Below are 25383 nucleotides of genomic sequence, written 5' to 3' on the forward strand. Positions count from 1 at the left end.
ATGGGCGAGGCACGCGTGTGCCCTGGGGAGATTCGTGGAGGACCGCACGTGACCGAGTGGCCCGGGCCACCCATTCCGGCGCGCCGTGGCGGCGGCGTCGTGGTGTTCGCCCGCCGCGGCGTGAAGGTCGTGTTCAGCCTGGTCTCGATCACGATCCTGGCGCTGACCTGGTGGGGCTGGCAGTTCATCGGTGACCCGTCGCAGGGCTTCGCGACCACGAACATCTTCGAGGACAACGGCCATCCACCGGCGAAACCGCTGGACGGCGCGATCGACATCCTGCTCGTCGGCCAGGACAGCCGCACCGACGCGCAGGGCAACCCGCTGCCGCGCGAGGTCCTCGACATGCTGCACGCCGGTGTTTCGGACGGCGAGCGCCAGACCGACACGATGATCCTGGTGCACATCCCCCAGAACGGTAAGAAGGCGGTCGCGATCTCCTTCCCCCGTGACTCGTGGGTCGAGATCACCGGCGGTTTCGGCAAGCACAAGCTCAACAGCGCGTACGTGTACGCCTACAACGACACGTCGAAGACGCTGCAGCAGCAGGGCAACTCCGATCTCAAGGACGTCGACGCCAAGGCCAAGGACGCCGGCCGCAAGAACCTGATCGCGACGCTGGAGAAGTTCATCGGCAAGCCGAAGATGATCGACCGGTACGCCGAGGTGAACCTGTCGAGCTTCTACGAGATCACCAAGGCGATCGGCGGCGTCGAGGTCTGCCTCAACAACGCGGTCAAGGAGAAGAAGTCCGGCGTGGACCTGCCCGCGGGCAAGTCCACCGTCGAGGGCGTGCAGGCGCTCGCGTTCGTCCGGCAGCGCTACGACCTGCAGAACGGCGACCTCGACCGGATCGCGCGGCAGCAGGCCTTCCTGTCGGGGCTGGCGAACAAGGTGCTCTCCTCCGACGTCCTGATGAACCCGGCGAAGATCTCCGACCTGATCGACGCGGTGAAGAAGTCGGTCGTGCTGTCGGCAGGCTGGGACCTGCCCGAGTTCGCCGCCCAGATGCGCGGGCTGACCAGCGGGAACGTCGAGTTCCACACCATCCCGACCCAGGGCGACGCGAATATCGGCGGCGCCGCCGTGCTCCGGGTGGACCCGGCGCAGGTGCAGGCCGAGGTCACCCGCCTCACCGCCGACGGCGAGACGGCACCGACGGAGACCCCGGCCACCCTGCCGGGCGCGGAAGCGGTGACCGTCGAACTCTTCGACGGATCCGGTTCGCCCACGGTGGCCACCGAGACCCGGAACCTGTTGCAGGGCAAGGGTTTCAAACTCGCTGCCGACACCAAGCTCAGCACCCGCAACTCGACGGTCATCCGGTACGCGCCGGGCGACGACGACGCGCTGGCCCTGATCAAGCAGGTCTTCGGCACCGCGGTGCAGGCCGAGGCGGACCGTGACGTCGCCCCCGGCAAGGTGCGGGTGCTGCTCGGCAAGGACTTCAAGGGCGCGAACGCGACCACGGCCCCGTCGAAGACTTCGATCCCCTCGAAGCCCGCTCAGCCGCCCTCCAGCGCTCCCGCGGCGCCCAGCACGACGCCGATCGTCGCGGGCAATGTGCCCTGCGTCAATTAATCCCGGGTACTCAGCGTGGCCGACCTCACGGTGGCATAGCCTTCTCTTACGATCGGACCAGCGACAACGCCAGGGGAGGTGATCAGGGATGAGCGACGAGGAAAAGAGCGTCAACGCGCGTTCTGAGCAGTTGGACGACGAGGAGCCGAAGTCCGAAGAGGACACCAAATCGGACACCGAGAGTGACGAAGAGCCCCAGTTCGTCCCGACGCCGCACCCGCGGAATCCGCCGCTCCCCCAGCCCTCCACGCCGGCCGAGGACGAAGACGAAGCCGTCTCGGGCACGCTCGTCGTTCCCGAACGCCCGCTGCGCCGCGCCGGCCGGATCACCCGCCGGATCGCGGTCGGCCTCGTGTCCTTGCTCGCCCTCGGCACGACGGGCTACGCGTACGTCACCAAGGACCAGCTGCAGAACAACGTCCCCACGACGAACGCCCTGAGCAAGCCCGACGATCCCGCCGCCCCGCCCGCCGACGACGGCGCGACCGACATCCTCCTGGTCGGCAGCGACGCGCGCACCGACGCGCAGGGCAATCCGCTGCCGCTACGGGTGCTCAAGGAACTGCGCACCGAGGAGAAGCCGGGCGTCAACACCGACACCATCATCATCCTGCGGATCCCGAAGAACGGCGGGAAACCGTCCGGCGTCTCGATCCCGCGGGACACCTGGACCGACATCCCCGGCCGCGGTCCGAACAAGATCAATTCGGCTTACGGCGTCGCGAAGGCCAACTACACCAACGCGCATCGCGGTGAATCCGATCAGGCGAAACTCGAACGCGATTCCGATCAGGAAGGCCGCAAGGCACTGGTCCAGACCGTTCAGGACCTGACGCAGATCCGGATCGACCACTACGCCGAGGTCAATCTGCTCGGGTTCTATCTGCTGACCGAGGCGTTGGGCGGCGTCAAGGTCTGCCTGAACCACTCGACCGAGGACAAGGACTCCGGCGCGAACTTCCGGCGCGGCGAGCAGACCGTGTCGGGCGGGGAGGCGCTTTCGTTCGTCCGGCAGCGCAAGAACCTGCCGCGTGGCGACCTCGACCGCATCGTGCGGCAGCAGACGTTCCTGTCGTCGGCGCTGAACCAGGTGCTCTCGGCGGGGACGCTGACCAGCCCGTCGACGATGGCGGGCCTGATGGACGTCGTGCGCCGGTCGATCGTCCTCGACGAAGGACTGGACCTGCTGGAGTTCGCGCAGCAGGCGAAGGGGATCGCGTCGGGCGATCTGACGTTCACGACGATCCCGGTGGTGAACATCAACGGCCGCAGCGCCGACGGCCAGAGCATCGTCGAGATCGACCCCGCCGCCGTACGGTCGTTCGTCTCCGGACTGGTGGGCCGGGGTGGTGGCGGTGGGGCACTTGGGGCGGCTCCGCTGCTCGCCGCGTCGAGCGTTCCCTGCGTGAACTAGCGTTGGGGGCGTGAGCCTCACCGAACTGCTGCTGCGGCCCGTGCTCGGGTCGCCCGCGAAACCGCTGATCACGCACTACGACGACAAGCAGGGCAGCCGGGTCGAACTGTCCGTGGCGACCACGGTGAACTGGGCCGCCAAGACGGCGAACTGGCTGGTCGACGAATTCGACGTCGAACCGGGCGACGAGGTCGCCGTGGTGCTGCCGTCGCATTGGCAGACCGCCGGTGTGCTGCTGGGCGCGTGGTGGTGCGGCGCCAGGGTGGTGACCGAGACCGCGGGCGCCCGGGTGGCGTTCGTCGCGCCGGGCGGCGCTTCCGACGCGGCCGCGACCGCCGTCGTCTCGCTGCACCCCATGGGTCTCGGGCTGCCCGCCGGCTCCGTACCCGACGGGGCGATGGACTACCTGACCGAGGCCCGGCTTTCGGGTGACCAGTTCAGCCCGCTGTTCCCGGTGCCCGGCGACACTCCCGCACTGGGCTCGTCTACTGTGGACGAAGTGCTCGCCGAGGCGCGCTCTCGCGCTTCCGGGCTGGGGCTGTCCGCCGACGATCGCGTTCTGTCCACTGTGGAATGGGTCGGTGTGGAAGGGATCCTGGCAGGCTTCCTGACGCCGCTGGCGGCCGGTGCCCATCTGGTCCAGGTCACCGACGCGGATCCGGCCAAACTCGCTTCTCGACGCGAAGCGGAGCGGACTACCGCGGATCTCCCCTCCTGAAATGTCATGAAAGGGTCGTTCCTGACATATTTCGTCAGGAACGACCCTTTCATGACATACGAGGTCAGGCGTCCTGGAGCTGCTTCGCCTCACGCTTGCGTCCGAAGAGCGCGTGGTCGAGCGACAGTTTGCCGGGGTTGAAACCGAGCGCGAGCCCGGCGACCGCCAGGACCAGGACGAGTTCGTAACCGCCCTGACCGGTGAGGCCGTTGTCGAGGTGCACCGAGAGCAGGGCGCCGACGGAGACCACGACGAAGCCGAGGCCCACCAGCGGCGTCAGGAAACCGACGATGAACAAGATGGCTCCCACGATCTCCACCGCGATCGCGAAGATCGCCGCGAGCGTCGGGAGCGGGATTCCGGTCTGCTCGAAGAACTTCGCGGTGCCGTCGATCCCGTTTTCCCACTTCTGCAGGCCGTGTGCGAGGAAGACCACACCGACACCGATCCGGCCCAGCAGGAGGGCGACATCCTTGAAACGAGCGAACATCGGGTATCAGCTTTCTGGTCGGTGAATATTCAACTTACCCGGATCACGGTAGGGCACCGAGCGCCTCCGAGGGCACCTCCGGAGCGTGATCGACAGGTACCCGACAGGAACTCCCATACGGCAGAATCCCCCTTCGTGACGGACGAACGGCTGGCCGGCCTCTGGTCGGACGAGATGGTGCATCCGGGCAGCGTCGAGTCCGTCGACCTGGCTTTCCGGGACGACGGCTCCGGATGGCTCTATTGGTCGAGCTGGAGCACCGAATTCGCGGTGTCCCGTTTCATTTGGTCGACGCCCGGCGAACTGGTCTTGAAGTTCCATCGCGCTCTCGGCGGCACGTGGTCGATCGAAGACGGTGTCACCCGTCACGAAGTCGAGTCCGACGAGAAAGAAGAGTCCGTCATCCGGCTCGGCTACGAAATCGCGCCCGGCGAGGATCCGTTCGGCAATCCGGTGACCCTGCTCTCGCTGGACCGCGCGTTGGACGAGCACCTGGCGGGATCACGGTTCGCCTGGGTCGAGAAACCGGAATCGCTCAGCGACCCGTCCGCCGATGCTCCGCGGCCAGACCCGTCCAGCCGCCACTGACGGCCAGCAACTCGAGCACCCGCTCCGCCTGCTCGGCGAACCCGGCCAGATCGGCGTGCAGCAACGCTATCCGCTCGGCGTCGAGCGGGACCTCGTCGTCGGCCCACAGCTCGATGACCGTGCTGACGGTCCACACGAGGAACTGGATGATCCGGATGAACTCCTCGGACGGCTCGTCGACGGCGCCGCGGTACCCCGTCTCGATCTCGTCGCAGGCCGCGACCAGCTCCCGCAGCGGCCTGACGACGTCGGCCGCCGTCCCGTCCCACGCGGCCGACGGCCACGTGCGATCCCCGAGTTCGAGCCACAACCGCCAGCCGGCGATCAGCTCGGCCTCGTCGTGCGGTGTCCACGACACCGGAGCGAACCAGAACATCCTTCGAGAGTGACACCGGCGGGCCATGATCGCCGTACTTCCGTGAAGCATCTCACCGAGGGTCAAACCGATCGCCCGCGCGAACGGGTGCCTCTAACCTCACACCGTGCCCGCCACGAACCAGCCCTGGTCGGGCGACGACGAGAAGTTCAACCGCGCCTGCCACGCGCGCTGGCGCGAACGATTCAATCGAGGGCCATCTCACCTCGGCGAGCAATGCGGCGGTTGCGTCTTTTGGGTCGCCTTGCACGGCCGACTCGGCGACGGCTCATTCGGCTGACGCTCCCAAGTACATGAAGGCCCCCTTCCTTGCGTCTAGCGCAAGGAAGGGGGCCTTCATGTACTTCGAGGGCTCAGCCCTTGAGCAGGGCGCGCGCCATGACCATGCGCTGGATCTGGTTGGTGCCTTCGTAAATCTGCGTAATCTTCGCGTCGCGCATCATGCGCTCCACCGGGAAGTCGCGCGTGTAGCCCGCGCCACCGAAGAGCTGCACCGCGTCCGTGGTCACCTGCATCGCGATGTCCGACGCGTACGCCTTCGCGGCCGCGGCCATGTAGCCGCCGCGCTTGTCGCCACGCTCGGTCGCCGCGGCGGAGGCGTAGACGAGGTTCCGCGCGGCCTCGATCTTGATGCCCATGTCGGCCAGCATGAACTGGACGCCCTGGAACTCCGAGATCGACTTGCCGAACTGCTTGCGCTCCTTGACGTACGCGATGGAGGCGTCGAGCGCGCCCTGCGCGATGCCCAGCGCCTGCGCGCCGATGGTCGGGCGGGTGTGGTCGAGGGTGCGCAGCGCGGTCTTCAGGCCGGTGCCGGGCTCGCCGATGATGCGGTCGGCCGGGATGGTGGCGTTCTCGAAGTGGATCTCGCGGGTCGGCGAGCCCTTGATGCCGAGCTTCCGCTCCTTCGAGCCGACGGTGAAGCCGGGGTCGTCCTTGTGTACGACGAACGCGGAGATGCCGTTGGCCTTCTTCTCGGCCTCGGGGTCGGTCACCGCCATCACGGTGTACCAGGACGATTCACCCGCGTTGGTGATCCAGCACTTGGTGCCGTTCAGCACCCAGTGGTCGCCGTCGAGCTTCGCGCGGGTGCGCATCGAGGCGGTGTCCGAGCCGGCTTCGCGCTCCGAAAGCGCGTAGGACGCCGAGGCCTCGCCGGAGGCGATGGAAGGCAGCACGAGCTTCTTGAGGTCTTCCGACGCCGAAAGGATGATCGGCACCGTGCCCAGCTTGTTGACCGCCGGGATGAGCGACGCCGACGCGTCGACCCGCGCGACCTCTTCGATGACGATGCAGGCGGCGATGGCGTCCGCGCCCTGGCCGTCGTAGGCCTCGTCGATGTGCACGGCGTTGAAACCCGACTTGACCAGCGCGTTGTACGCCTCGATCGGGTAGCGCTCGTTCTCGTCGACCTCGGCCGCGTACGGCTCGATCTCCTTCTCCGCGAGGGCACGCACCGCGGCCCGCAGCTCCTCGTGCTCTTCGGCAAGCTGGTACAGACCCGGGCCGTCAGACACCTTCGTCACCTCTTCTAACCGCGTTTGGGAGTTTGACCGATGTTAGCGCTCGTTCACATGGTGCGACATCGCGAGCGCTTGTGTCTTTGACCGCAAAGTCCGTACGTTCGAGTGATGGAGCTCACCCCGTTCCCCCGGTCGCTCGATTATCCCGAGGTCCCGGTCGGCTCGGTGCTCGCCGGCGCCGCTGCTCGCTGGGGCTCCCGCACGGCCTTCGCCCACGGAGACCAGAGCCTCACCTTCGCCGAGACGTACAGCGCGGCCTGCCGGTTCGCGAACGCCCTGCGCGCCGAGGGCGTCGGCCGGGGCGACGTCGTCGCGCTCCACCTGCCGAACTGCCTGGCGTACCCGGTCGCCTACTACGGAACGCTGCTCGCCGGGGCGACCTTCAGCCCGGCGAACCCCCTGCTCCCGCCCGAGGACCTCGCCGTCCAACTGGCCGATGCCGGGGCGGTCGCCGCCGTCACCGTCGGCCCGTTCGCGCGCGTGCTCGCTTCGGTGCGTGATCGGACGTCGGTCCGGCTGACCATCGTCGTTCACCCGCCGGAGGCACTCGGGCAGGGAGAGGTCGAGTTCACGGAGTTCCATTCCGGTCACTCCGACGAGCGGCCGGACGTCGAGATCGACATCTACCGCGATCTCGCCCATCTGGCGTACACCGGGGGCACCACCGGACGATCGAAAGGTGTCCGCCTGCCGCATCGGAACGTCGTGGTCAACAGCCTGCAGAGCTCCTGCTGGCGACTGGGCGCGGTCCCCGCCGTCGACGATTCGGGAGAGGTGATCGTCGAGCAGCTCGGCGGCCCGGACGAGTGGCCGTCGCGGATCGGCACCGGGATCGCCCTCAACCTGACGCCGTGGTTCCACGCCATGGGCACCATCGCCGCGCTCAACGTCCCGCTGCTCGACGGCGGCACCATCGTCCTGCACGACCGCTTCGACCCGGCCGCGTACGTGGCCGACGCCGAACTGCTGCGGGTCACCACGATCGGCGGCGCGCCCGCGCTGTTCGCCGCGTTGCTCGCCTGCCCCGAGTTTCACACAGCCGACCTGTCTTCGGTACTGACCATCGGTTCCGGCGCGGCGCCGATGAACCACGAGATGATCCGCGCCCTGCAGAAACGCTTCCCCGGTGTGCTCGTCATCGAGGGTTACGGCCTCACCGAGGTCACCATGGGAGCCGTCATCGCGCCGGCCTACCGCTCCGCGGTCCGGAAGGTGGGCTCGGTCGGCCTGCCGCTCCCCGACACCGAGATCAAGATCGTCCCGGCCGAAGGCGGCGAAGATCCTTTGCCCGCCGGGGAAAGCGGCGAGGTCTGCCTACGCGGCCCGCAGGTGATGATCGGCTATCGCGACCGCCCCGAGGAGACCTCGGCCGCGCTCGTCGACGGCTGGCTGCACACCGGCGACATCGGCATCCTCGACGAGGACGGCTATCTGTCCATTGTGGATCGCAAGAAGGACATGCTGCTGTACAAGGGATACAACGTCTTCCCGCGCGAACTCGAAGAGCTGCTGATCACCCTGCCCGGCGTCTCGGCGGCGGCCGTCGTCGGCAAACCGGACACCGAGGTCGGCGAACTACCGGTCGCGTTCGTGGTGCGCAGCGACGAGAACGTCACGGCCGAACAACTCCTGGAAGCCGTCGGCGCACGCGTCCTGCCGTACAAACGACTGCGGGCGATCCACTTCGTCGACCAGATCCCCGTTTCGGCGGCCGGGAAAGTGCTCAAACGGGAACTGCGGAAACAGCTCGCCGACTGAACCCCACGCGTTTCGTCCTCTGAATGCGATAGTTCGCCATCGAACCACCGCATTCAGAGGACGAAATGCGGGGTCAGCCTTCGACGCGTTTCCGCAGCGCGGAGTCCTTGTCGAGCACCAGCTGCTCCAGATCCGCCTGGAATCGCGCCATTTTCGCTTGAAGCTCCTCATCGGACGCGGCGAGGATGCGCACCGCGAGCAGGCCCGCGTTCCGCGCCCCGCCGACGGAGACCGTCGCGACCGGGACACCGGCGGGCATCTGCACGATCGAGAGCAGTGAGTCCATGCCGTCGAGGTACTTCAGCGGCACCGGCACCCCGATCACCGGCAGCACGGTCGCCGAAGCGACCATGCCCGGCAGGTGCGCGGCACCGCCGGCGCCCGCGATGATCACGCGCACACCGCGCGAAGCGGCCGAAGTCGCGTAGTCGAGCATCCGCTGCGGAGTGCGGTGCGCCGAGTAGACGCCGACTTCGTATTCGATGCCGAACTCGGCCAGCGCCTGCCCGGCCGCTTCCATCGTCGGCCAGTCCGAATCGCTGCCCATGATCAGGCCAACCTGCGGCGACATACTCAGTTACTCCTAGTGGATCTCGTAGCCGTCGAGCCAGACGGCGTGGGAAAGCCAATGCGCGGCGAGCAGCGCGCGGTCGCGCAGCTCCTCCATGCGTTCGCCGACGAGGTTGACGTGGCCGAGTTTGCGGCCGGGGCGTTCTCCCTTGCCGTACAAGTGAACGCGGATGTCCGGATAGCGCGCGAACAGATGGTGCAGCCGCTCGTCCGGGCCCATCTCCGGTGCCTCGGGCGCGCCGAGGACGTTCGCCATCACACAGGCGGGGGCGATCAGGTCGGTCACCCCGAGCGGGTAGTCGAGCACGGCCCGCAGGTGCTGCTCGAACTGCGAAGTCTTCGAACCGTCCTGGGTCCAGTGGCCCGAGTTGTGCGGGCGCATCGCGAGTTCGTTGACCAGCAGGCCTTCGTCGGTCTCGAACAGCTCGACGGCGAGCAGGCCGGTCACGTTCAGCGTCGCGGCGATCCGCAGCGCCAGGTCCTGGGCCTCCTGCGTGCGTTCGAGGCTCAGCCCCGGGGCGGGGGCGAGCACCTCGGTGTTGATCCCGCCGGACTGCACGGTCTCCACCACCGGCCACGCCGCGCCCTGCCCGAACGGGGACCGGGCCACGAGCGCGGACAGTTCGCGCCGCATGACGACCTTTTCCTCGACCAGCAAGGGGGTTCCGGCGTCGAGCAGTTCGGGGACGGTCTCGCGGGCGTGCTGCGCGGTGTCGAGCATCCAGACACCGCGGCCGTCGTAGCCGCCCTGCGCCGCCTTGAGCACCACCGGCCACGAGTGCTTGTCCCCGAAGGTGAGCACATCGTCCACAGAGGACACTTCGGCGAAGGCGGGGCCGGGGATCTCGAGCCCGGCCATCATCTCGCGCATGACGAGCTTGTTCTGCGCCATCGACAACGCGGCCGGATCCGGCCGGATGGTGACGCCTTCCATCGCAAGCGTCAGCAGGTGCTCGCCGGGAACGTGCTCGTGGTCGAAGGTCAGCACGTCGACCCCGGCGGCGAACGAGCGCAGCGCTTCGAGATCGGTGTGGTGGCCGTGCACGACCTCGCCCGCGACGAGGCCGGCGGATTCGTTCTCCCCGGCGGCCAGCACGCGCAGGGACTGGCCGAGGGAGATCGCCGCCTGGTGGGTCATCCTGGCCAGCTGTCCGCCGCCCACCATGCCCACGATCGGAAGACCGGTTCGTTTGTCCATAACGTCGTGCAGATTACTTGGCCGCCACCGCCGCGACCTGGGCGGACCCGCGTCGCAGCTCCCGCACGGCCAGGCCTGTGATGGCGATCGCAGCGGTGAGGACGTAGACGTTGCCGAGCAGCGACCAGCCCAGCCCCCAGCCGAACTCGGTGTCGCCGCCGTTGGGCACGAACATGATCACGCCGCTCGCGAACAGCACCGCGACGCCCGCGGCCGGAACCCACGATCGGCGGACGACGAGCAGGACGAGCAGCGGCACCGTCCACACCCAGTGGTGTGACCACGACACCGGCGAGAGCAACAGCCCGTAGAACGCGGTCACCAGCAGCGCGCCGACCGGGTCGCCGCGGCGGTGCAGGCGCACGACCAGCCAGACGGCGGGAACGGCCAGGACGGCGGCGACGGCGATGGCCACCGCCAGTGACCACGACGCGAGTTCCGAAGCGCGGTTCACCAGCCCGTTGAGTGACTGGTTGAAGATCCAGTGCACGGAGCCGACCCGGCTGGGATCCGTCGCCGACTCGGTCCAGAACCGGACGGCGTCACCGGGGATCACCGCGAACATCACCGCTTCGAGCGCGACGAACGTGCCCAGCGCCCGCAGCGCGTCCTTCCAGCGTCCGGTGAAGAGCAGATGCGGCACGAAGATCAGCGGCGTCAGCTTGATCGCGGCCGAGATCCCGATCAGCACCCCGGCCCAGCGCGAACCGCGCGCCGAAAGCACCAGGACGTCGACGACGATCAACGCCATCAGGATGAGGTTGATCTGCCCGAGGAAGATCGTCTTCCAGACCGGCTCCAGCGCCAGCGCGCCCGCCGTGGCCAGCGGCAGCACCCACCATCGGGTGAGCGGGGCACCGCAGGCGCGGGCGACCACGGAGATCACGACGCTGAGGCAGACCAGCGACAGAGCGCCGACGACGCCCCAGGTCAGCCCGGCGGGCACGATCGCGAGCGGCAGGAACAGCGGCGCCGCGGCCGGGGTGTAGGTGAACGGCAGCAGCACCCACGGCGGCAGCGTCGTCAGCGCCTCGCGGGTGTAGAGCGGTTCGCCCTTCAGCAGCGTGAGAGCGCCGGCCCGGTAGACGGCGCTGTCCGCGCCGAGGTGCCATTCGCCGAGCCACGCGACGACGCCCAGCGTGAGCATCGCCAGCGTGAGCACACCCGCCAGCGTGATCCCGACGAGCCGGGCCTCAGCCGCCGGACGTGACTTCAGCATGCTTTCCGGTGTCCCCCGTGCCCTGCTTCCGCCGCAGGTACCACCAGCGTCCGGCGAGCGCGACCGCCAGCACCAACGGCATGAAGATGTACGCGCTGCCGAGGATGTTCTGCCACACCTTCCAGTGCAGCTCGACGTTGCGGCCGTTCGGCAGGATGAGCAGCACACAGCTGATGAAGACGAAGAACACCGCGAAGGTGCCGAGCCAGCGTTTCCACGCGGTGGCGGGCGTGGTCTTCGGCAGGCGCGAGACCAGCAGGACGACCAGCGGCGCCACCCACACCCAGTGATGGGTCCAGGAGATCGGCGAGATCAGCAGGATCCAGAACGCCGTCACCAGCATCGCCGCGAGCGCCTGGCCCTTGCGGTGGAAGCGCAGCACCAACCAGATCGCCGGGATCGCGAGCAGCGCGCCGATCCCCATCGCCGCCTTCGACGCCCAGGGCGCGAGTTCGGTGAAGCGGTTCATCAGCGCGTTCAGCGACTGGTTGCCCGCCCAGTGCACCGGGCCGATGCGGCCGGTGTCGGGCAGCGTGTAGGTCCAGTAGCGGGCCGCGTCGTGCGGGATGATCAGGAACATCAGGCCCTGCATCACGACGAACGTGATGAGCCCGCGGACGGCGTCCATCCGGCGGCCGGTGATGAACAGATGACCCAGGAAGACGATCGGGGTGAGCTTCACCGCGGCCGCGACGCCGACGAGCACGCCGCCCCAGCGGCTGCCCCGCGCCCCGATGACCAGGATGTCGAGCATCACCAGCGCCATCAGGATGATGTTGATCTGGCCGAGGAAGATCGTGCGCCACACCGGTTCGAGGCCGAGGAAGACCAGGAAGAACGCGATCGTCGACCGGGCGGGCGATGCCCACCAGCGGGGACCGTCGGTCGAGGGCTTCGGCAGCGCGCCGATGGCGATCCGGACGCACAGTGCCAGCGCGAGCAGCGAAACCGCGGTCAGGAGCCCCCAGGCGACCTGCGTCGGGACCATCGCGAGCGGGATGAACAGCAGCGCGGCCGTCGGCGGGTAGGTGAACGGCAACAGCGCCCACCACGGCTCCACCGGAAGGGTGTTCGCGTCGTACAGCGGGTCACCGTTGAGCAAGGTCTCGGCACCGGCGCGGTACACCGCGCTGTCCACGCCCAGCACCCATTCGTGCTGCCATCCCCAGATGCCGAAACCGATCGCGACCAGCGGGATCACCGACAGGATCAGGATCGACCTCGGCCGGACGGACAAGCGGGCGAGCGACTTCCGCAGCGACAGACGATGCTGCGGTCGGCTCGCCGAAACGTCGCCGTTGGCGTCGGCGTCAACAGTCCGGGTCACGCAAACAGGAAATCATGAACCGGGTTGTGCCTGGTCGACAGGGTCGCCCGTGACCTGGAGAACCTCTTACGCTAACCCAGCGTCAGGAGCGGGCGAGGGAGCCGAGCAGATCGCACGCCAGGTCGTAGGTCGCCGGGAGCCGGACCGCCGAAATCTGCGGACGGCCGGTGTCGCGCAACTGCGCGTCCACCGAAAGCCGCTCGTTGAGCGCCCTTCGCAGCGCGACGCCGGACGAGGCGAGCCTCACGTCCTTCGGCACGAGGGCGCCCGCGACGGACGGCCCGATCGAGGCGACGCTCTCCCCGCCGTCGAAAACCTGCTTCAACGCGTCCGCGACCAGGATCATCCCGGTCAGCCGGGGCCAGCCCGCGACCGAACTGAAGTCCATGGAGACCACGAGCAGCGTGTGCGCCTCCGCGACCGGCCGCTCGTCGCGGCGGGCTTGGCGGTACAGCTCACTCAGCCGGGTCCTCAGGTACGCGGCGGTGGGCAGACCGGTGAGGGGTTCGGTGACCTCGGTGTTCACCAGCTGGTCGGTCGCGACGTCCGCCCACGCCAGCGCCGTCACCCGGAGTAGCCGGGAGGGCGTGGAGTCGACATCCGGAGCGAGGAAACCGTCCACCGCGTCCGGGTCGGCGAGCACGGCGTGCAGCGCCGCGAGGTCCGCGAGCGTCTCGGCCAGTCCCGCGCCCGCGGCGGCCCGTGCCCGGCCCAGCCCCGCGAGGGCGGTCTCCGCCACTTCCGCGGGAGCGACCCGGCCGTTCTTGATCACCGCCGCGCAGACGGCGTCGACCTCGGGCAGGCCCCAGTCGCTGGGGAAACGCCAGCCCGCGGCCAGGCTGGCCGTCCGCCAGCGGGCCCGCAGTGCGCGGAGCGTGCGATCTCGTTCGAACCGGTTCCAGGCGGCTTGCCCGTCGGATCCCCCGGACGGCGCACCGGTGGCCGGTACGTCCACTGCCCACCGCCCCTTTCCGTTCCGATCTTTTCGATCTTGCGATCGCTTCACGGTGGGGACGCCCGTCGACGCCGCGCGTGACGGCGTTTTTCAAGGATCTTTCCGAACTCTTCGGTAACCCATCCTGGGTGATGGCGTTGCGCCCTCCGGGTCATCGAAGGGACCGCGAGGTGACGTGCGTCGCCCGTTCCGTCACACTGAGCGTGTTCGGGCGTTAGGAAGAGTAGACCCGCCTAACCCGCAGATGAAGGAGCCCCGTGTCCACCGTTCCCGCCGATCTCTCCGGTAAGAGTGACGCCGAGCTGATCGCCGAGGTGCGTGACGGGAAGATCGCGTCTTACGGAACCCTTTACGAGCGTCACGCCGGCGCGGCGCACAATCTCGCCCGCCAGCTCGCCCGCTCGAGTTCCGAAGCCGACGACCTCGTTTCGGAAGCCTTCGCGAAGGTGCTGGACACGCTGCGCGGCGGCAAAGGCCCCGACGCCGCGTTCCGCGCGTACCTGCTGACCGCGCTCCGGCACACCGCCTACGACAAGACGCGCAAGGACAAGCGCGTCGACCTGAACGAGGACATGTCCGACGTCGGCGGTGCCGTCGGCGAAGCGCTGACCGTCCCCTTCTCCGACACGGCCGTCGCCGGGCTCGAGCGCACGCTCGCCGCGAAGGCGTTCGCCCGGCTGCCCGAGCGGTGGCAGGCGGTGCTGTGGCACACCGAGATCGAAGGGCAGACGCCCGCCGAGGTCGCGCCGCTGCTGGGGTTGACCGCGAACGGTGTCTCCGCGCTCGCCTACCGGGCGCGTGAAGGCCTGCGGCAGGCGTATCTGCAGGTCCACCTGGCCGAGAACTCCGCCGAACGCTGCCGCGCGAGCGCGGACAAGCTCGGTGCGTGGACCCGCGACGGGTTGTCCAAACGCGAACGCGCCCAGGTGGAGAGCCACCTGGACGAATGCGAGAAATGCCGCGCGCTGGCCGCGGAACTGGCCGACGTCAACACCGGTCTGCGCGGGATCATCGCGCCGATCGTGCTCGGTGGCGCGGCTCTCGGATACCTGGCGACGACCGGGGCGGGCAAGGCGGGCGCGGTCACCGCGGCCGCGACGGCCGCCGCCGCGGGTTCGACTTCGGGCGGCGCCGCCGGTGCCGCCGCGGCCGGACCGCGCCAATTCGCCGGTGTGGCCGGATCGAGTGCGGCCATCGTCGCCGCCGTCGCGGTGGCGCTCGCCGCCGGTGGCGGCACCCAGGAGATCCCGGCCGCCGCCGCGGTCCCTCCGCCCGCCGTCGCGCCTCCGGCGCCGCCTGCCGCCCCGCCCCCGGCTCCGCCCGCCGTCCCGCCGGCGCAGCAGCCCGTGCCGCCCGCCCAGCAGGAGCCACCTCCGGCCCAGGCCCCGGCACCTGCCCCGACGCCCACCCCCGCCGAGCCGCCCGCACCCACGCCGGTGATCCCGGCGCCTCCGGTGATGACGGCGTCGACCCCGCCCGGCGGTGTCCAGCTGAGGCCGGGCGAACCGGCCGACCTGCCGATCACCGTGCGCAACGACGGCGGAACGAAGTCCGAGCCCGTGGCCGTCTCGCTGAATCTGCCGAAGGGGGTGCGGGCCATTCCCGCCGCCGGCGGCGGTGGGGCGATGGGCGCCAACGGCTTCCGGCAGCAGGCACCCGGCCCGATCACGGTGAGCTGCCCCGGCGGCACCGGCACGGTGACCTGCCGGACCGGTACCGGTCTCGAACCGGGCCAGTCGGCGGTGCTGAAGTTCCGGCTGCGCGCCGACGGGACGGCCGAGGACGGCAGCGTGGTCACCGGTTCGGTGACGGCGGGCGCGCAGATCAAGGTGTCGATCGAGGTGAAGGTCAAGGTGCCGGCGCCGCCCGCGCCCGTGGACGACCTCACCCTCAGTGCCAACACCGACTGGCTGTCCTCGTTCCCCTGGTTCCGCAATCCGCGGGTGAACATCTACGTCAAGAACACCGGCGAGTCGACGAAACCGGTGACGATCACTCTCGACCACCGGATTCTCCACTGGTCGAGCTTCTCCGGCATCCGATGCACGCCGACCGGTGAAGGTACGTCGTGCACTTCACGTGGTTCGCTGGCTCCGGGGCGCGGGGCGAACCTGTCGGTGACGCTGAAGGGCCGTCCGGCGAACGGGATGCCGGTGACGGTGAACGCCACGCTCGGCACCGCCCAGGCGAAGCCGGTCGCGGTCTACTTCGACTGCTGGCGCCACGGGTGTGACGACAACGCGCTGCTTCCGCCGACTACGGTGCCTTCGCTGCCTTCGGTCACTTCGAAGCCTTCGGGCCCTCCGGACACGACGAAGCCTGGGCGCCCTGGATGGCCTGTCCCGACGAAGAAGCCTTCGCCGGCTGTGACGTCTTCGGAGCCCGCGCAGCAAGAGCCGGCCCAGCCGGAGACGAGCACGACCACGAGCGCGCCGCCGCGGCCTGGAAAGTCCAATCCGTCCACCCAGCCCAACGGAGTGGTCGACCGCATTTTCCAGTAGCGTCGCCCGCATGCTGGGGAAGCATCGCGAGCTGCTGCGGTTCGTCCTGGTCGGGGGCGCGAGTTTCGTCATCACGATGACGATCACCTACGGGCTGAAGTTCACCGTGCTGACCGACAAACCGGTGACCGCGCTGGTCATCGGCGTCCTGGTGGCGACCGTTTTCTCGTACGTCGCGAACCGTGAATGGTCCTTTCGCTCCCGTGGCGGCCGCGAGCGCGCGCACGAAGCGGCACTCTTCTTCCTGCTCAGCGCGATCGCGCTCGGGCTCAACGCGCTTCCGCAGCTGATTTCGCGATACGTGTTCAAGCTGGAGGAGCCGCATGTCTCGCTGCTGACCCAGGAGGTCGCCGACTTCGTCAGCGGAGTGCTCGTCGGGACCCTGCTCGGTACGGCGTTCCGGTGGTGGTCGTTCAAGAAGTGGGTCTTCCCGCAGGCCGGCGCGCGGCCGCGGCTGGTGCGGGGCGGCGGACGGGAGATTTCCGGCATTCCCGACGATCCGGCCGCCTGACCACCACGTGGTAGCAAAGGTCCCTTGCTCCCCCGGTCCCGTGGGTCGTGAGTGGCGTTTCGTGTTCTAACCCGAATCGCCACTCACGACCCGCGCGCCGAAACACTCAAAGCGTCATATATCGCGCTGTCCATCCCCTGCCGACCCGTTCGGCGGGCGACGCGAATTAGACTGATCTGGTGACCGTGGTCGAATCCGTCCTTTCCAGGACGCCCGAGCCGCTCCGATCCGTGCTGATCAAGCACCGTGAGCTGTTGAAGTTCGCGATCGTGGGCGGCACGACGTTCCTGGTCGACAACGGCGTCTGGTACCTGCTGAAACTCAGCGTGCTGGAGTCGAAGCCGACCACGGCGAAGGCGATCGCGATCATCGTCGCGACGATCGTGTCGTACATCCTCAACCGCGAATGGTCCTTCCGCACCCGCGGCGGCCGCGAGCGGCATCACGAGGCGGCGCTCTTCTTCGTGATCAGCGGGATCGCCGTGGTGGTCAACCTGATCCCGCTCTACACGTCGCGCTACATCTTCGATCTCGAAGTGCCGCACGTGACGCGGTTCGTCCAGGAGTTCGCGGACTTCACGAGCGGGTCGATCATCGGCATGCTGCTGGCGATGTTCTTCCGCTTCTGGGGTTTCAAGAAGTGGGTCTTCCCCGATGAGCTGGGCAAACGCCGCCGGGACAGCGACGAGCCGGACGACGACGTCGTTCCGCTCCACTGAAACACTTGTCAAAAGACATGTGATTGTCTAGGGTCATCCATGTCAACGTTTCCTTCACTGATGACGCCGACCGGGTTCGTACGGTCGAGCGGGACGAATTCGAGGTGATCGCCAAGCGCGAAGAGGACCGCATCCGGTTCGGATGACGGTTGAGCCTTTTCCCGTCTTGGCGGGGATCCGGGGCTGCTTTCGAGCACTGCTCCGCGTCCCTCGCGTTCCCTCTTTCTTCCAGTGAACGGATCTCTTTCTTGAGCACCACTCTCGGCGCGCCTCCGCGCGCCCGAAACACCCTTGCCCTCGTCGGGCTCTTCGCCGCCGTGTTCCTGGCGATGCTCGACGCCCAGGTCGTCGCGACCGCCCTGCCCCGCATGGTCGGCGAGCTCGGCGGAGCCACGTCGTTCGCCTGGGTCACCACGTCCTACCTGCTGGCCGGCAGCGTCAGCGCGCCCGTCTACGGGAAGCTCGGCGATCTCTTCGGCCGCAAGCGCGTCGTCCTCGTCGCGATCGCGCTGTTCGTCCTCGGCTCCCTCGCCTGCACCCTCGCGCCGACGATGCCGCTGCTGATCGCCGCCCGCGTCCTGCAGGGCATCGGCTCCGGCGGCCTGTTCGTCGCGGTCGCCGCGATCATCGGCGAACTGTTCCCCGGTCGCGAAGGCGCTCGCTACTTCGCCTGGTTCTCGATCTGCTTCGCCGGGTCCTCGCTGGCGGGCCCTGTCGTCGGCGGCGTCCTGACCGACCTCGCGGGCTGGCGGTCGATCTTCGGCCTCAACGTGCCGATCGGCCTGGTCGCGTTCGGTGTCGTCGCACGCTTCCTGCGGCTCGAACGACGCCGGACCGCCGCACCGTTCGACTTCGCGGGCATCGTCGTCCTGTCCGGCGCGATCGTCGGCCTGACCCTGGCGACTCCGCTGTCGGCGTCGATCGGCGCGGTGCTGCTCGTCGCCTTCCTGCTCATCGAGCGCCGCGCGGCCGAACCGGTCGTCCCGCTCCGGCTGTTCCGCTCCAGGATGTTCAGCCTGAGCGTGCTGGCCAGTGCCGCGGCCGGGTTCGTCTTCCTCGGTTCGGTCAACTACCTCGCGCTGTTCCTGCAGACCGCGGGTGGCGCCGGGCCGTCCGAAGCCGGGCTCCTGCTGCTGCCGATGACGCTCGCGGTCGCCGCGTCGTCGATGGTCGCGGGCCGCGTCATCGCCAAGACCGGCGCTTACCGCTGGGCGCCGATCCTCAGCATGACCCTCGGCCTCGCCGCCGCGCTCGCGATGTCCACAATGGACGAAACAACGCCGTTGCCGCTCGTCGTCGCCTATCTCGTCGTGTTCGGCGCGGCCGCCGGGCTCAACATGCAGGTGCTTTCCATGGCGGCACAGCAGAACGTCGCCAGGACCGACCTCGGCGCCGTTTCGGCGACCGTCGGCTTCCTTCGCTCCCTCGGCACCACTGCCGGGCTGACCGTTTTCGGCGCCGTGTTCACGAACGCCTTCACCGATGACAGTCCCGCCGGCTACTCGTCCGCGCTCGGCGGCGTGTTCTGGGTAATGGTCCCCGCCCTCGCCGTCGGCCTCGTCGCTTCCCTCTTCCTGCCGCGCGTTTCCTTGCGGCGCAACCACTAAGGAGTCTTCCGATGATCCTCGTTCTCGGTTCCACCGGCAAAATCGGCCGCGAACTCGTTCCCGCGCTGCTGGACAGGGGCGCTCGAGTCCGTGCCCTGACGCGCGATCCCTCCCGTGCCCGGATCGATCCGCGTGCCGAAGTCGCCGTCGGTGACCTCGACGCCTTCGAACCGGCGCTGCTCGACGGCGTCGAGCGCGTGTTCGTGCTGACCTCCGGCCACGGCTCGGACCCGCTCGCCCAGGAACAAGCCGTGCTCAAGGCCGCCACCGGCGTCTCGCACGTCGTCAAGCTCTCCACCACCGGCGTCCACTTCGGACAGACAGACCCGATCTCCCTCGTGCACGCCGAGGCCGAGCGGGCCGTGCGCGAGGCCGGGCCGGACTGGACGATCCTGCGCCCCGGCACGTTCATGGACAATCGGTTCGCCTGGTTGCACGCCGTTCGCGGCGACGGCGTCATCCGCGTCCCCGAAGGCGATCCGGCGTCCGCGCTGGTGCACGTCCGCGACATCGCCGAGGTCGCCGCGACGGTGCTGACCGGCGACGGACACGCGGGCAAGACCTATCCGCTCACCGGCGGCGAAGCGCTCACGACGCGGCAGCAGGTCGAGATCCTGGGCGACGCGCTCGGGCGGCGGTTGACCTACGTCGAGGAGCCCGAAGCCGCTTCGCGCGCCCGGATGCTCGGGTTCGGCTGGCCCGCTTCGGCGGTCGACGGGATCTTCGAGCTCAAACGGCAGTCCGCCGGGAAGGAGGAGATCGTGTTCGACACCGTCCGCGAACTCCTCGGCCGGGCGCCGCTGACGTTCGCGGACTGGGCTCGCGAGCACGCCGCTTCCTTCGCCTGACCTGCGGAAAGGGAGCAAGGGACCTTTGCTACCACCCGGCTGAGGCGCTGTCCGTGAAGGCCTCCTTGAGGGACCCAGAGTCCCTCAAGGAGGCCTTCACGGACTTGAGACCCGAACGTGGGCCGAAAGGGTTAATGGGTTGGGCTGGCCCCCGCGATACGCGATACTCATCAGGCGTTTAATTCTCGCCGGTCCGCTGTCCGGACCTCGCGTTGTTCGTGACCGGCCCTCTCGCTTAACGTGCCGCGTCGGGGAGACAGGGGGAACCGTATGAACGAACGCCTTCGCGTGCTCGTGGTCGACGACCATCCGCTGTTCCGGTTCGGGGTCTGCACACTGCTCGACAACGAACCGCTGATCGACGTGGTCGGCGAGGCCGCGAGCGGCGCGCACGCGATCAGCGCGGCGAGCGCGCTCGCGCCCGACGTCGTGGTCATGGACCTGCATTTACCCGATATCAGCGGTGCCGAGGCGACCCGGCACATCGTCGCCGAACGGCCCGGCGTCGGCGTGCTCATGCTGACGATGGCCGACGAAAGCGAATCCGTTTTCTCCGCGATGCGGGCCGGAGCCCGCGGATATCTGCTGAAAGACGCGGAACCCGACGAAATCATTCGTGCCGTGCACGCCGTCGCGAGGCGCGAAGCGATCTTCGGGCCCGACATCGCGACGCGGGTTCTCGGCTTCTTCAACCACACTCAGCCGACCACGGACACGGTGTTCCCGGAACTCACCGTCCGCGAACGAGAGGTCCTCTCGCTCATCGCGGGCGGGCACAGCAACACCGCCATCGCCAGCACACTGTGTCTCAGCCCGAAGACCGTGCGGAACCATATTTCGAACGTCTTCAGCAAGCTTCACGTCGCGGATCGCGCCGAAGCGATCGTGCGCGCCCGTGAAGCGGGGCTGGGTCGCTGAAAAAGCGACCCCGATAAGGGCGGCTTTTCGGGCAATTCCGGGACCGGAGTCCCATGCGCTCGGGACACCTCACCCGGCAGGGTGAGTAGGGCGAGGGGTGGGGCCCTCGCACCGTTCGAGGGGAATGGGAATCACATGTTCGAACCGAACCGGACACCGGTGGTCGTCCGCGCGACCGATCCGATCCTGCACAACGGCGTCTGCATGACGCTCCGCTCCCGTGACGACGTCTGGCTGGTGGACGGGGAGACCGCCGACCCGACCATGGTGGCCCTCCTGGTCACCGATCGCCTCGACGAGGCGATGACGCAACTGCTGTCCGCCTTGCACCACCAGGGCTTCACCCGCATCGTGCTCATCGCGGGCGAAGTCGACGACAACGAGATCCTCAGCGCCATCGAACACGGCGTCTGCGCCGTCGCCCGCCGCTCCGAGGCGGGCGCCGACGTCCTGGTCCGGCTGATCAAGGCGGCCGCGGCCGGGGAGGGCGCGCTGCCGCCCGACCTGCTCGGCAGGCTGCTGCACCGGGTCTCACGGCTGCAGCGTCAGGTGCTGCAGCCGCGCGGCCTGCACCTCGGTGGCATGAGCAACCGGGAGACCGAGGTGCTCAAGCTGGTCGCGTCGGGGTTCTCGACGCAGGAGATCGCCGACCAGCTCTGCTACTCGCAGCGCACGGTGAAGAGCATCCTGCACGACGTGACCAACCGGTTCCAGCTCCGGAACCGCTCGCACGCGGTGGCTTACGCACTGCGTGAGGGATTGATCTGACCCCGTGATCAGCCAGGTCGACGAGGCGTTGTGCCGGCTCATCGCACCCCATCTGCCGGAGGGGACGGTGGTCCGGCTCGATCCGCCGAAACCCACCTGGCAGACCGAGACGCGGGTGTCGAGCGTCGATCTGTTCCTCTTCGCCCTGCACGGCGCCGGCCCGGGAACCGGCGCCGTGCGGGCGAAGCGGTGCCGACTGTCCTATTTGGTCACCGCGCGGGCGGACAAGGTCCGCGACGAACACACGCTGCTCGACCGCTCGCTGGGCGTCCTGATCGGGACGGAGTTCCTCGTGGTCGACGAGCAGCCGTTGCCGATCACACTGGAGGAGACCGATCCGACCGGGCTGTGGGTCAGCCTTGGCCTCCCGGCCCGTGCGGCGTTCGTCGTCACGGTCACGGCGGAGTACCGAGACTGAGCACCGAGGCCCGCCGCAGGACCACCCCGCCGATGGACGCCAGCTCGCCGCCGAAGAGCTCACACCATTCGGCGGCGCTCCCCGGCGGGCCGCAGTCACCCGCCCGTCTCGCCCACTCCGCGCGGACTTCGAGCCGGTAGCCGAGGATGCCGGTCAGGGTCAGGCCGTTCCGGCTGGCGCCGACCCCGCACATGCCGCGGTAGAGCCTGCCGTCCGGCGGCTCGAATTCGGCGCTCCGCTGGACGAACCGATGGCCCGCCGCCCCCGTGACGGTCGCGACCGGCGTGTCGATCCCGCTCACGAACAGGCCTTTGGAGAGCAGGTCGAGCGCCTCGGCCTCCATCCGCTCCACCACGCCGGGAGGACGTCGGCACGCGTACAGCGCGCCGTCGAAGGACAACCGCACGGTGACCGCCACCTTGCCGATCTCCAGGGTCGCCGCGGCCACCGGACTCACCGGTGGGCGGTACCGGAACGCCGTCGCATGCACCCCCCGACGGTAAGTCGCCGCGCTGACACGGCCTTGCCCGATCGGGACGTCCTTGGGGCGGCGGTTAGCGAGGGACCCGCTCGGCGGGCCACCGCACCTCGGCCACGTCTCCCGGCCGGGGCACCTTCAGGAAGAGGCTGAACACCGCCGGCTGCTTGCTCGACAGCTCCAGCCTGCCGCCGTCGGCCTCGATGAGCGCGCGGGCGAGCGCGAGCCCGACACCGGTCGACCCGCCGCCGGAGAACCCGCGTTCGAAGATATGCGGCGCCAGCTCGTCGGGCACCCCGGAGCCGGTGTCGGCGACCTCGATGACGACGGTGCCGTCCGCGTCGCCGCGCCGGGCGGCGAGCGTGACCGTTCCCGCGCCGTGGCGCAGCGCGTTGTCGAGCAGGACGCCGACGACCTCGCGCAAACGGCCGGGCGTCGCCCTCGCCCGCAGCCCGTCGGTGACGCGGATCCGCAGATGCCTGCCCTCGGCGCGAAGCAGCTGCCGCCACTCTTCGGAAACCTCGGGGAGCACTTCCGGCAGGTTCACCGGTTCCGCGCCGACCTCGCGCGCCGCCCGCGCGGCGGCCAGCAGTTCGTCGAGCGCTTCGGCGAGCCGGTCCGCCTGTTCCTGCGCGGCCTTCGCCTCGTCGACGACGTCCTGATCGGAGTGGACGGTCAGCGGTTCGAGCCGCAGCTGCAACGCGGTCAACCGGCTCCGCAGCTGATGGGAGACGTCGCCGACGAGCTGGCGTTCCCGCTGGACGAGCTGCGCGAGCGCCGAGCCGGACGCGTCGAGCGCTTCGGCGACCATGTCGAGCTCGCCGACGCCGTAGCGCTTCGGATCCGGCCGGAAATCACCGCCGCCGAGTTTGACCGCGCGATCCGCGACGTGTCTCAGCGGTTTCGCCAGCCTTCGCGCGGTCACCGTCGCGACCACCGTGCCGGTGCCCACCGACAGCACGACCAGCAGCAGCACCAGCAGCGTCACCTGCGTCTGGCGGGTGCGCATCGGCCCGGCGGGCACGGACAGCTCGACCTCGCCGTGCAACGCGATCGGCGCCCGCTCGGACACCACGTCCGAGCCGGGGTCGGAGCCGTAGCGCTTCTCGATCTGCCCTTGCGCGCGGACGGTCAGCAAACCGCCCTGCGGCACGGCGACCCGGACCAGGTCGAGGTTGATCGGCTGGCCGACGGCGATCTCGCTGTCCAGCGTCGCCGCTATCCCACGGGCAGAGGACGCGAGGTTCTCGCGGTTGAGGTTCTCGACCAGCTGCCACGCGGTGATCCCCAGCGGGATGCCCAGCACGGCCGCGGTGACCGCGACGGCGAGCAGGATCGCCAAGAGGATGCGGCGGCGCATGCTATTCCGCGTTGAAGCGGAAGCCGACGCCGCGGACCGTGGCTATCCGCCGTTCGCCGTCGCCGTTCCCGCCGGGTTTGCCCGCGCGGCCCGCCGCCTCGTCGGCCGCGATGGCGAGCTTCCGCCGGAGCCACGACATGTGCATGTCGAGTGTCTTCGAGGTCTTGGATTCGAGGTCGTTCCACACCTCGGCGAGGATCTCGTCGCGGCTGACCACCTGCCCGGCGCGGCTCATCAGCACCCGGAGCAGCTCGAACTCCTTGTTCGCCAGCTGCACCTCGTGCAGGTCGACGGTGACCATCCGGGCACCGAGGTCCATCCGCACTCCCCCGGCTTCGAGCACGTCGGGCGCCCGGCGGCGGAGCAGCGCCCGGATGCGGGCCAGCAGTTCGGCCAGCCGGAACGGCTTGGCGACGTAATCGTCGGCGCCGGCGTCGAGCCCGACGACGAAGTCGACCTCGTCCGTGCGCGCGGTGAGCATCAGCACGGGCACTTCGGTGCCGCTGGCGCGCAGGCGGCGGCACACCTCCAGGCCGTCCATCCCCGGGAGGCCGAGATCGAGCACCAGGAGGTCCACGCGGTCGCTCTCGGTCGCGTCGAGGGCGGCGGGCCCGTCGCCGACGACCCGCACCTCGTACCCCTCCCGCTGGAGTGCGCGGGAAAGCGGATCGGCGATGGCCGGGTCGTCCTCGGCGAGTAGCACCATGCTCACCTGGTCAACTCTACGACTGCCGGGCGTGAAACCATCGTGACCGTGCCCGGCTACGAGAATGATCTTGAACTCGCCACTCGGCTGGCCGACGCCGCCGACGCCATCACCACCGCCCGGTTCCGCGCGCTCGACCTGGCCGTGGAACGCAAACCCGACCGGACGCCGGTCACCGACGCGGACACCGCCGTCGAGGACGCCATCCGCGCGATCCTCGCCACGGACCGGCCGGACGACGCCGTGCTCGGCGAGGAACGGGGTGGCACCGCCGCGACCGGACGCGCCTGGGTGCTCGACCCGATCGACGGGACCAAGAACTTCCTGCGCGGCGTCCCGGTGTGGGCGACGCTGATCGCGCTGGTCGAAGACGGCGACCCCGTGGTGGGCATGATCAGCGCACCGCTGCTCGGCCGCCGCTGGTGGGCCGCGACCGGCGACGGCGCCTGGATGAGCGACTCCGCCGGGGAACGCCGCATCTCGGTGTCGAAGGTCGCGTCGCTCGAAGACGCGTATCTGTCCACAACGGACCTGAACTCGTGGGTGGAGTACCACTCACGCGAGAAGTACATCGACCTCGTCGACGCGTGCTGGGAAAGCCGCGCCTTCGGCGATTTCTGGCACCACTGCCTGGTCGCCGAGGGCGCGATCGACGTCACCGCGGAATGCATCGTGAACCCGTGGGACGTCGCCGCGGCCCAGGTGCTGGTCACCGAGGCCGGTGGCCGCTTCAGCGACCTGAACGGCGAGGCGCGCTACGACAACGGGTCGGCGCTTTCGACGAACGGGCTGCTCCACGACGAGGTCTTGGCGATCCTGAAGCGCTGAACGC

The 25383-nt window shown here is 69.1% G+C and carries 25 protein-coding genes; 14 read left to right on the top strand and 11 right to left on the bottom strand.

Features of this window, described 5'->3' with window-relative positions:
- Positions 1-48 precede the first annotated feature (48 nt).
- From AJAP_RS34150 to AJAP_RS34160, 3 genes are all read left to right on the top strand, one after another.
- Positions 49-1581, top strand: a complete 1533-nt coding sequence (locus tag AJAP_RS34150; protein WP_038519202.1) for an LCP family protein — start codon at positions 49-51, stop codon at positions 1579-1581.
- 88 nt (positions 1582-1669) lie between these two features.
- Positions 1670-2995 carry an LCP family protein gene (locus AJAP_RS34155; RefSeq protein ID WP_038519205.1) on the top strand — a complete coding sequence of 442 codons (1326 nt, stop codon included), beginning with the start codon at positions 1670-1672 and terminating at the stop codon, positions 2993-2995.
- Positions 2996-3005: 10 nt separating this feature from the next.
- On the top strand, positions 3006-3713 hold the full coding sequence (locus AJAP_RS34160) for a TIGR03089 family protein (protein WP_038519208.1): 708 nt from the start codon (positions 3006-3008) through the stop codon (positions 3711-3713).
- A gap of 64 nt (positions 3714-3777) precedes the next feature.
- Here AJAP_RS34160 and AJAP_RS34165 read toward each other — a convergent pair whose 3' ends face one another.
- Positions 3778-4203, bottom strand: coding sequence for a DoxX family protein (locus AJAP_RS34165; RefSeq protein WP_016331387.1), 426 nt, complete (start codon positions 4201-4203; stop codon positions 3778-3780).
- A 135-nt stretch (positions 4204-4338) separates the two neighbouring features.
- Between AJAP_RS34165 and AJAP_RS34170 the strand changes: the two genes are divergently transcribed.
- Positions 4339-4791: a hypothetical protein gene (locus tag AJAP_RS34170; protein ID WP_038519211.1), complete on the top strand. Its 453-nt coding sequence runs from the start codon at positions 4339-4341 to the stop codon at positions 4789-4791.
- On the opposite strand, the gene AJAP_RS34175 is transcribed toward AJAP_RS34170, so the two are convergent.
- On the bottom strand, positions 4739-5167 hold the full coding sequence (locus AJAP_RS34175) for a hypothetical protein (RefSeq protein ID WP_037332246.1): 429 nt from the start codon (positions 5165-5167) through the stop codon (positions 4739-4741). The two genes, AJAP_RS34170 and AJAP_RS34175, sit on opposite strands and share 53 nt — an antisense overlap.
- 353 nt (positions 5168-5520) lie before the next feature.
- Complete coding sequence (locus AJAP_RS34180; protein ID WP_174492065.1) at positions 5521-6693, bottom strand: acyl-CoA dehydrogenase family protein; 1173 nt, start codon at positions 6691-6693, stop codon at positions 5521-5523.
- Positions 6694-6798: 105 nt separating this feature from the next.
- Between AJAP_RS34180 and AJAP_RS34185 the strand changes: the two genes are divergently transcribed.
- Positions 6799-8448 (top strand): class I adenylate-forming enzyme family protein, encoded by a 1650-nt coding sequence (locus AJAP_RS34185; RefSeq protein ID WP_038519214.1) that lies wholly within the window; start codon positions 6799-6801, stop codon positions 8446-8448.
- A gap of 73 nt (positions 8449-8521) precedes the next feature.
- Here the strand turns inward: AJAP_RS34185 and purE are convergent, their stop codons facing one another.
- The 5 genes from purE to AJAP_RS34210 form a co-directional block, all read right to left on the bottom strand.
- On the bottom strand, positions 8522-9019 hold the full coding sequence (gene purE, locus AJAP_RS34190; protein WP_038519216.1) for a 5-(carboxyamino)imidazole ribonucleotide mutase: 498 nt from the start codon (positions 9017-9019) through the stop codon (positions 8522-8524).
- Positions 9020-9031: 12 nt separating this feature from the next.
- A complete protein-coding gene (locus tag AJAP_RS34195; protein WP_038519218.1) occupies positions 9032-10216 on the bottom strand; it encodes a 5-(carboxyamino)imidazole ribonucleotide synthase in 1185 nt (394 codons plus the stop codon).
- A 13-nt stretch (positions 10217-10229) separates the two neighbouring features.
- Positions 10230-11435, bottom strand: a complete 1206-nt coding sequence (locus tag AJAP_RS34200; protein WP_038519221.1) for a glycosyltransferase 87 family protein — start codon at positions 11433-11435, stop codon at positions 10230-10232.
- Complete coding sequence (locus AJAP_RS34205; protein WP_038519224.1) at positions 11410-12762, bottom strand: glycosyltransferase 87 family protein; 1353 nt, start codon at positions 12760-12762, stop codon at positions 11410-11412. Before AJAP_RS34205 ends, AJAP_RS34200 begins: the two co-directional genes overlap by 26 nt.
- Positions 12763-12844: 82 nt before the next feature.
- Complete coding sequence (locus AJAP_RS34210; protein ID WP_037332256.1) at positions 12845-13717, bottom strand: nucleotidyl cyclase domain-containing protein; 873 nt, start codon at positions 13715-13717, stop codon at positions 12845-12847.
- Positions 13718-13974: 257 nt separating this feature from the next.
- Between AJAP_RS34210 and AJAP_RS34215 the strand changes: the two genes are divergently transcribed.
- The 8 genes from AJAP_RS34215 to AJAP_RS34250 all read left to right on the top strand — a co-directional run bounded on the left by AJAP_RS34215 (position 13975) and on the right by AJAP_RS34250 (position 22007).
- Positions 13975-16218: a sigma-70 family RNA polymerase sigma factor gene (locus tag AJAP_RS34215; protein WP_038519228.1), complete on the top strand. Its 2244-nt coding sequence runs from the start codon at positions 13975-13977 to the stop codon at positions 16216-16218.
- Positions 16219-16228: 10 nt separating this feature from the next.
- Positions 16229-16729, top strand: coding sequence for a GtrA family protein (locus AJAP_RS34220; RefSeq protein ID WP_038519230.1), 501 nt, complete (start codon positions 16229-16231; stop codon positions 16727-16729).
- Between the two features lie 179 nt (positions 16730-16908).
- Complete coding sequence (locus AJAP_RS34225) at positions 16909-17448, top strand: GtrA family protein (RefSeq protein WP_016331373.1); 540 nt, start codon at positions 16909-16911, stop codon at positions 17446-17448.
- A gap of 248 nt (positions 17449-17696) precedes the next feature.
- Positions 17697-19055: an MDR family MFS transporter gene (locus tag AJAP_RS34230; protein ID WP_038519233.1), complete on the top strand. Its 1359-nt coding sequence runs from the start codon at positions 17697-17699 to the stop codon at positions 19053-19055.
- Positions 19056-19066: 11 nt separating this feature from the next.
- On the top strand, positions 19067-19903 hold the full coding sequence (locus AJAP_RS34235; protein WP_038519236.1) for an NAD(P)H-binding protein: 837 nt from the start codon (positions 19067-19069) through the stop codon (positions 19901-19903).
- A gap of 270 nt (positions 19904-20173) precedes the next feature.
- Positions 20174-20821: a response regulator gene (locus AJAP_RS34240; protein ID WP_037332268.1), complete on the top strand. Its 648-nt coding sequence runs from the start codon at positions 20174-20176 to the stop codon at positions 20819-20821.
- A gap of 135 nt (positions 20822-20956) precedes the next feature.
- Positions 20957-21589, top strand: a complete 633-nt coding sequence (locus tag AJAP_RS34245; RefSeq protein WP_016331368.1) for a helix-turn-helix transcriptional regulator — start codon at positions 20957-20959, stop codon at positions 21587-21589.
- A 4-nt stretch (positions 21590-21593) separates the two neighbouring features.
- Positions 21594-22007, top strand: a complete 414-nt coding sequence (locus AJAP_RS34250; RefSeq protein WP_037332271.1) for a hypothetical protein — start codon at positions 21594-21596, stop codon at positions 22005-22007.
- Here AJAP_RS34250 and AJAP_RS34255 read toward each other — a convergent pair.
- The 3 genes from AJAP_RS34255 to AJAP_RS34265 all read right to left on the bottom strand — a co-directional run bounded on the left by AJAP_RS34255 (position 21985) and on the right by AJAP_RS34265 (position 24551).
- The gene (locus tag AJAP_RS34255) at positions 21985-22497 is read right to left on the bottom strand and encodes a hypothetical protein (RefSeq protein ID WP_228694714.1); all 513 of its coding nucleotides are present in this window, start codon (positions 22495-22497) and stop codon (positions 21985-21987) included. The genes AJAP_RS34250 and AJAP_RS34255 overlap by 23 nt on opposite strands.
- Before the next feature lie 64 nt (positions 22498-22561).
- Positions 22562-23845: an ATP-binding protein gene (locus AJAP_RS34260; RefSeq protein ID WP_037332277.1), complete on the bottom strand. Its 1284-nt coding sequence runs from the start codon at positions 23843-23845 to the stop codon at positions 22562-22564.
- Between the two features lies 1 nt (position 23846).
- Positions 23847-24551, bottom strand: a complete 705-nt coding sequence (locus tag AJAP_RS34265; RefSeq protein ID WP_038519243.1) for a response regulator transcription factor — start codon at positions 24549-24551, stop codon at positions 23847-23849.
- A gap of 42 nt (positions 24552-24593) precedes the next feature.
- On the opposite strand from AJAP_RS34265, the gene hisN reads away from it, so the two are divergent.
- A complete protein-coding gene (hisN, locus tag AJAP_RS34270) occupies positions 24594-25379 on the top strand; it encodes a histidinol-phosphatase (RefSeq protein WP_038519246.1) in 786 nt (261 codons plus the stop codon).
- Positions 25380-25383: the final 4 nt, after the last annotated feature.

Source organism: Amycolatopsis japonica, from assembly GCF_000732925.1.
GTDB classification, from domain to species: Bacteria; Actinomycetota; Actinomycetes; order Mycobacteriales; family Pseudonocardiaceae; genus Amycolatopsis; species Amycolatopsis japonica.

Excerpts from the sequence above, each read along its gene's own strand:
- AJAP_RS34155 (WP_038519205.1), top strand. The coding sequence starts at position 1,670 with ATGAGCGACGAGGAAAAGAGCGTCAACGCGCGTTCTGAGCAGTTGGAC.
- AJAP_RS34220 (WP_038519230.1), top strand. The coding sequence starts at position 16,229 with ATGCTGGGGAAGCATCGCGAGCTGCTGCGGTTCGTCCTGGTCGGGGGC.
- AJAP_RS34165 (WP_016331387.1), bottom strand. The coding sequence starts at position 4,203 with ATGTTCGCTCGTTTCAAGGATGTCGCCCTCCTGCTGGGCCGGATCGGT.
- AJAP_RS34235 (WP_038519236.1), top strand. The coding sequence starts at position 19,067 with ATGATCCTCGTTCTCGGTTCCACCGGCAAAATCGGCCGCGAACTCGTT.
- AJAP_RS34175 (WP_037332246.1), bottom strand. The coding sequence starts at position 5,167 with ATGTTCTGGTTCGCTCCGGTGTCGTGGACACCGCACGACGAGGCCGAG.
- AJAP_RS34200 (WP_038519221.1), bottom strand. The coding sequence starts at position 11,435 with ATGCTGAAGTCACGTCCGGCGGCTGAGGCCCGGCTCGTCGGGATCACG.
- AJAP_RS34185 (WP_038519214.1), top strand. The coding sequence starts at position 6,799 with ATGGAGCTCACCCCGTTCCCCCGGTCGCTCGATTATCCCGAGGTCCCG.
- AJAP_RS34240 (WP_037332268.1), top strand. The coding sequence starts at position 20,174 with ATGAACGAACGCCTTCGCGTGCTCGTGGTCGACGACCATCCGCTGTTC.
- AJAP_RS34265 (WP_038519243.1), bottom strand. The coding sequence starts at position 24,551 with ATGGTGCTACTCGCCGAGGACGACCCGGCCATCGCCGATCCGCTTTCC.
- purE (WP_038519216.1), bottom strand. The coding sequence starts at position 9,019 with ATGTCGCCGCAGGTTGGCCTGATCATGGGCAGCGATTCGGACTGGCCG.
- AJAP_RS34195 (WP_038519218.1), bottom strand. The coding sequence starts at position 10,216 with ATGGACAAACGAACCGGTCTTCCGATCGTGGGCATGGTGGGCGGCGGA.
- AJAP_RS34245 (WP_016331368.1), top strand. The coding sequence starts at position 20,957 with ATGTTCGAACCGAACCGGACACCGGTGGTCGTCCGCGCGACCGATCCG.
- AJAP_RS34260 (WP_037332277.1), bottom strand. The coding sequence starts at position 23,845 with ATGCGCCGCCGCATCCTCTTGGCGATCCTGCTCGCCGTCGCGGTCACC.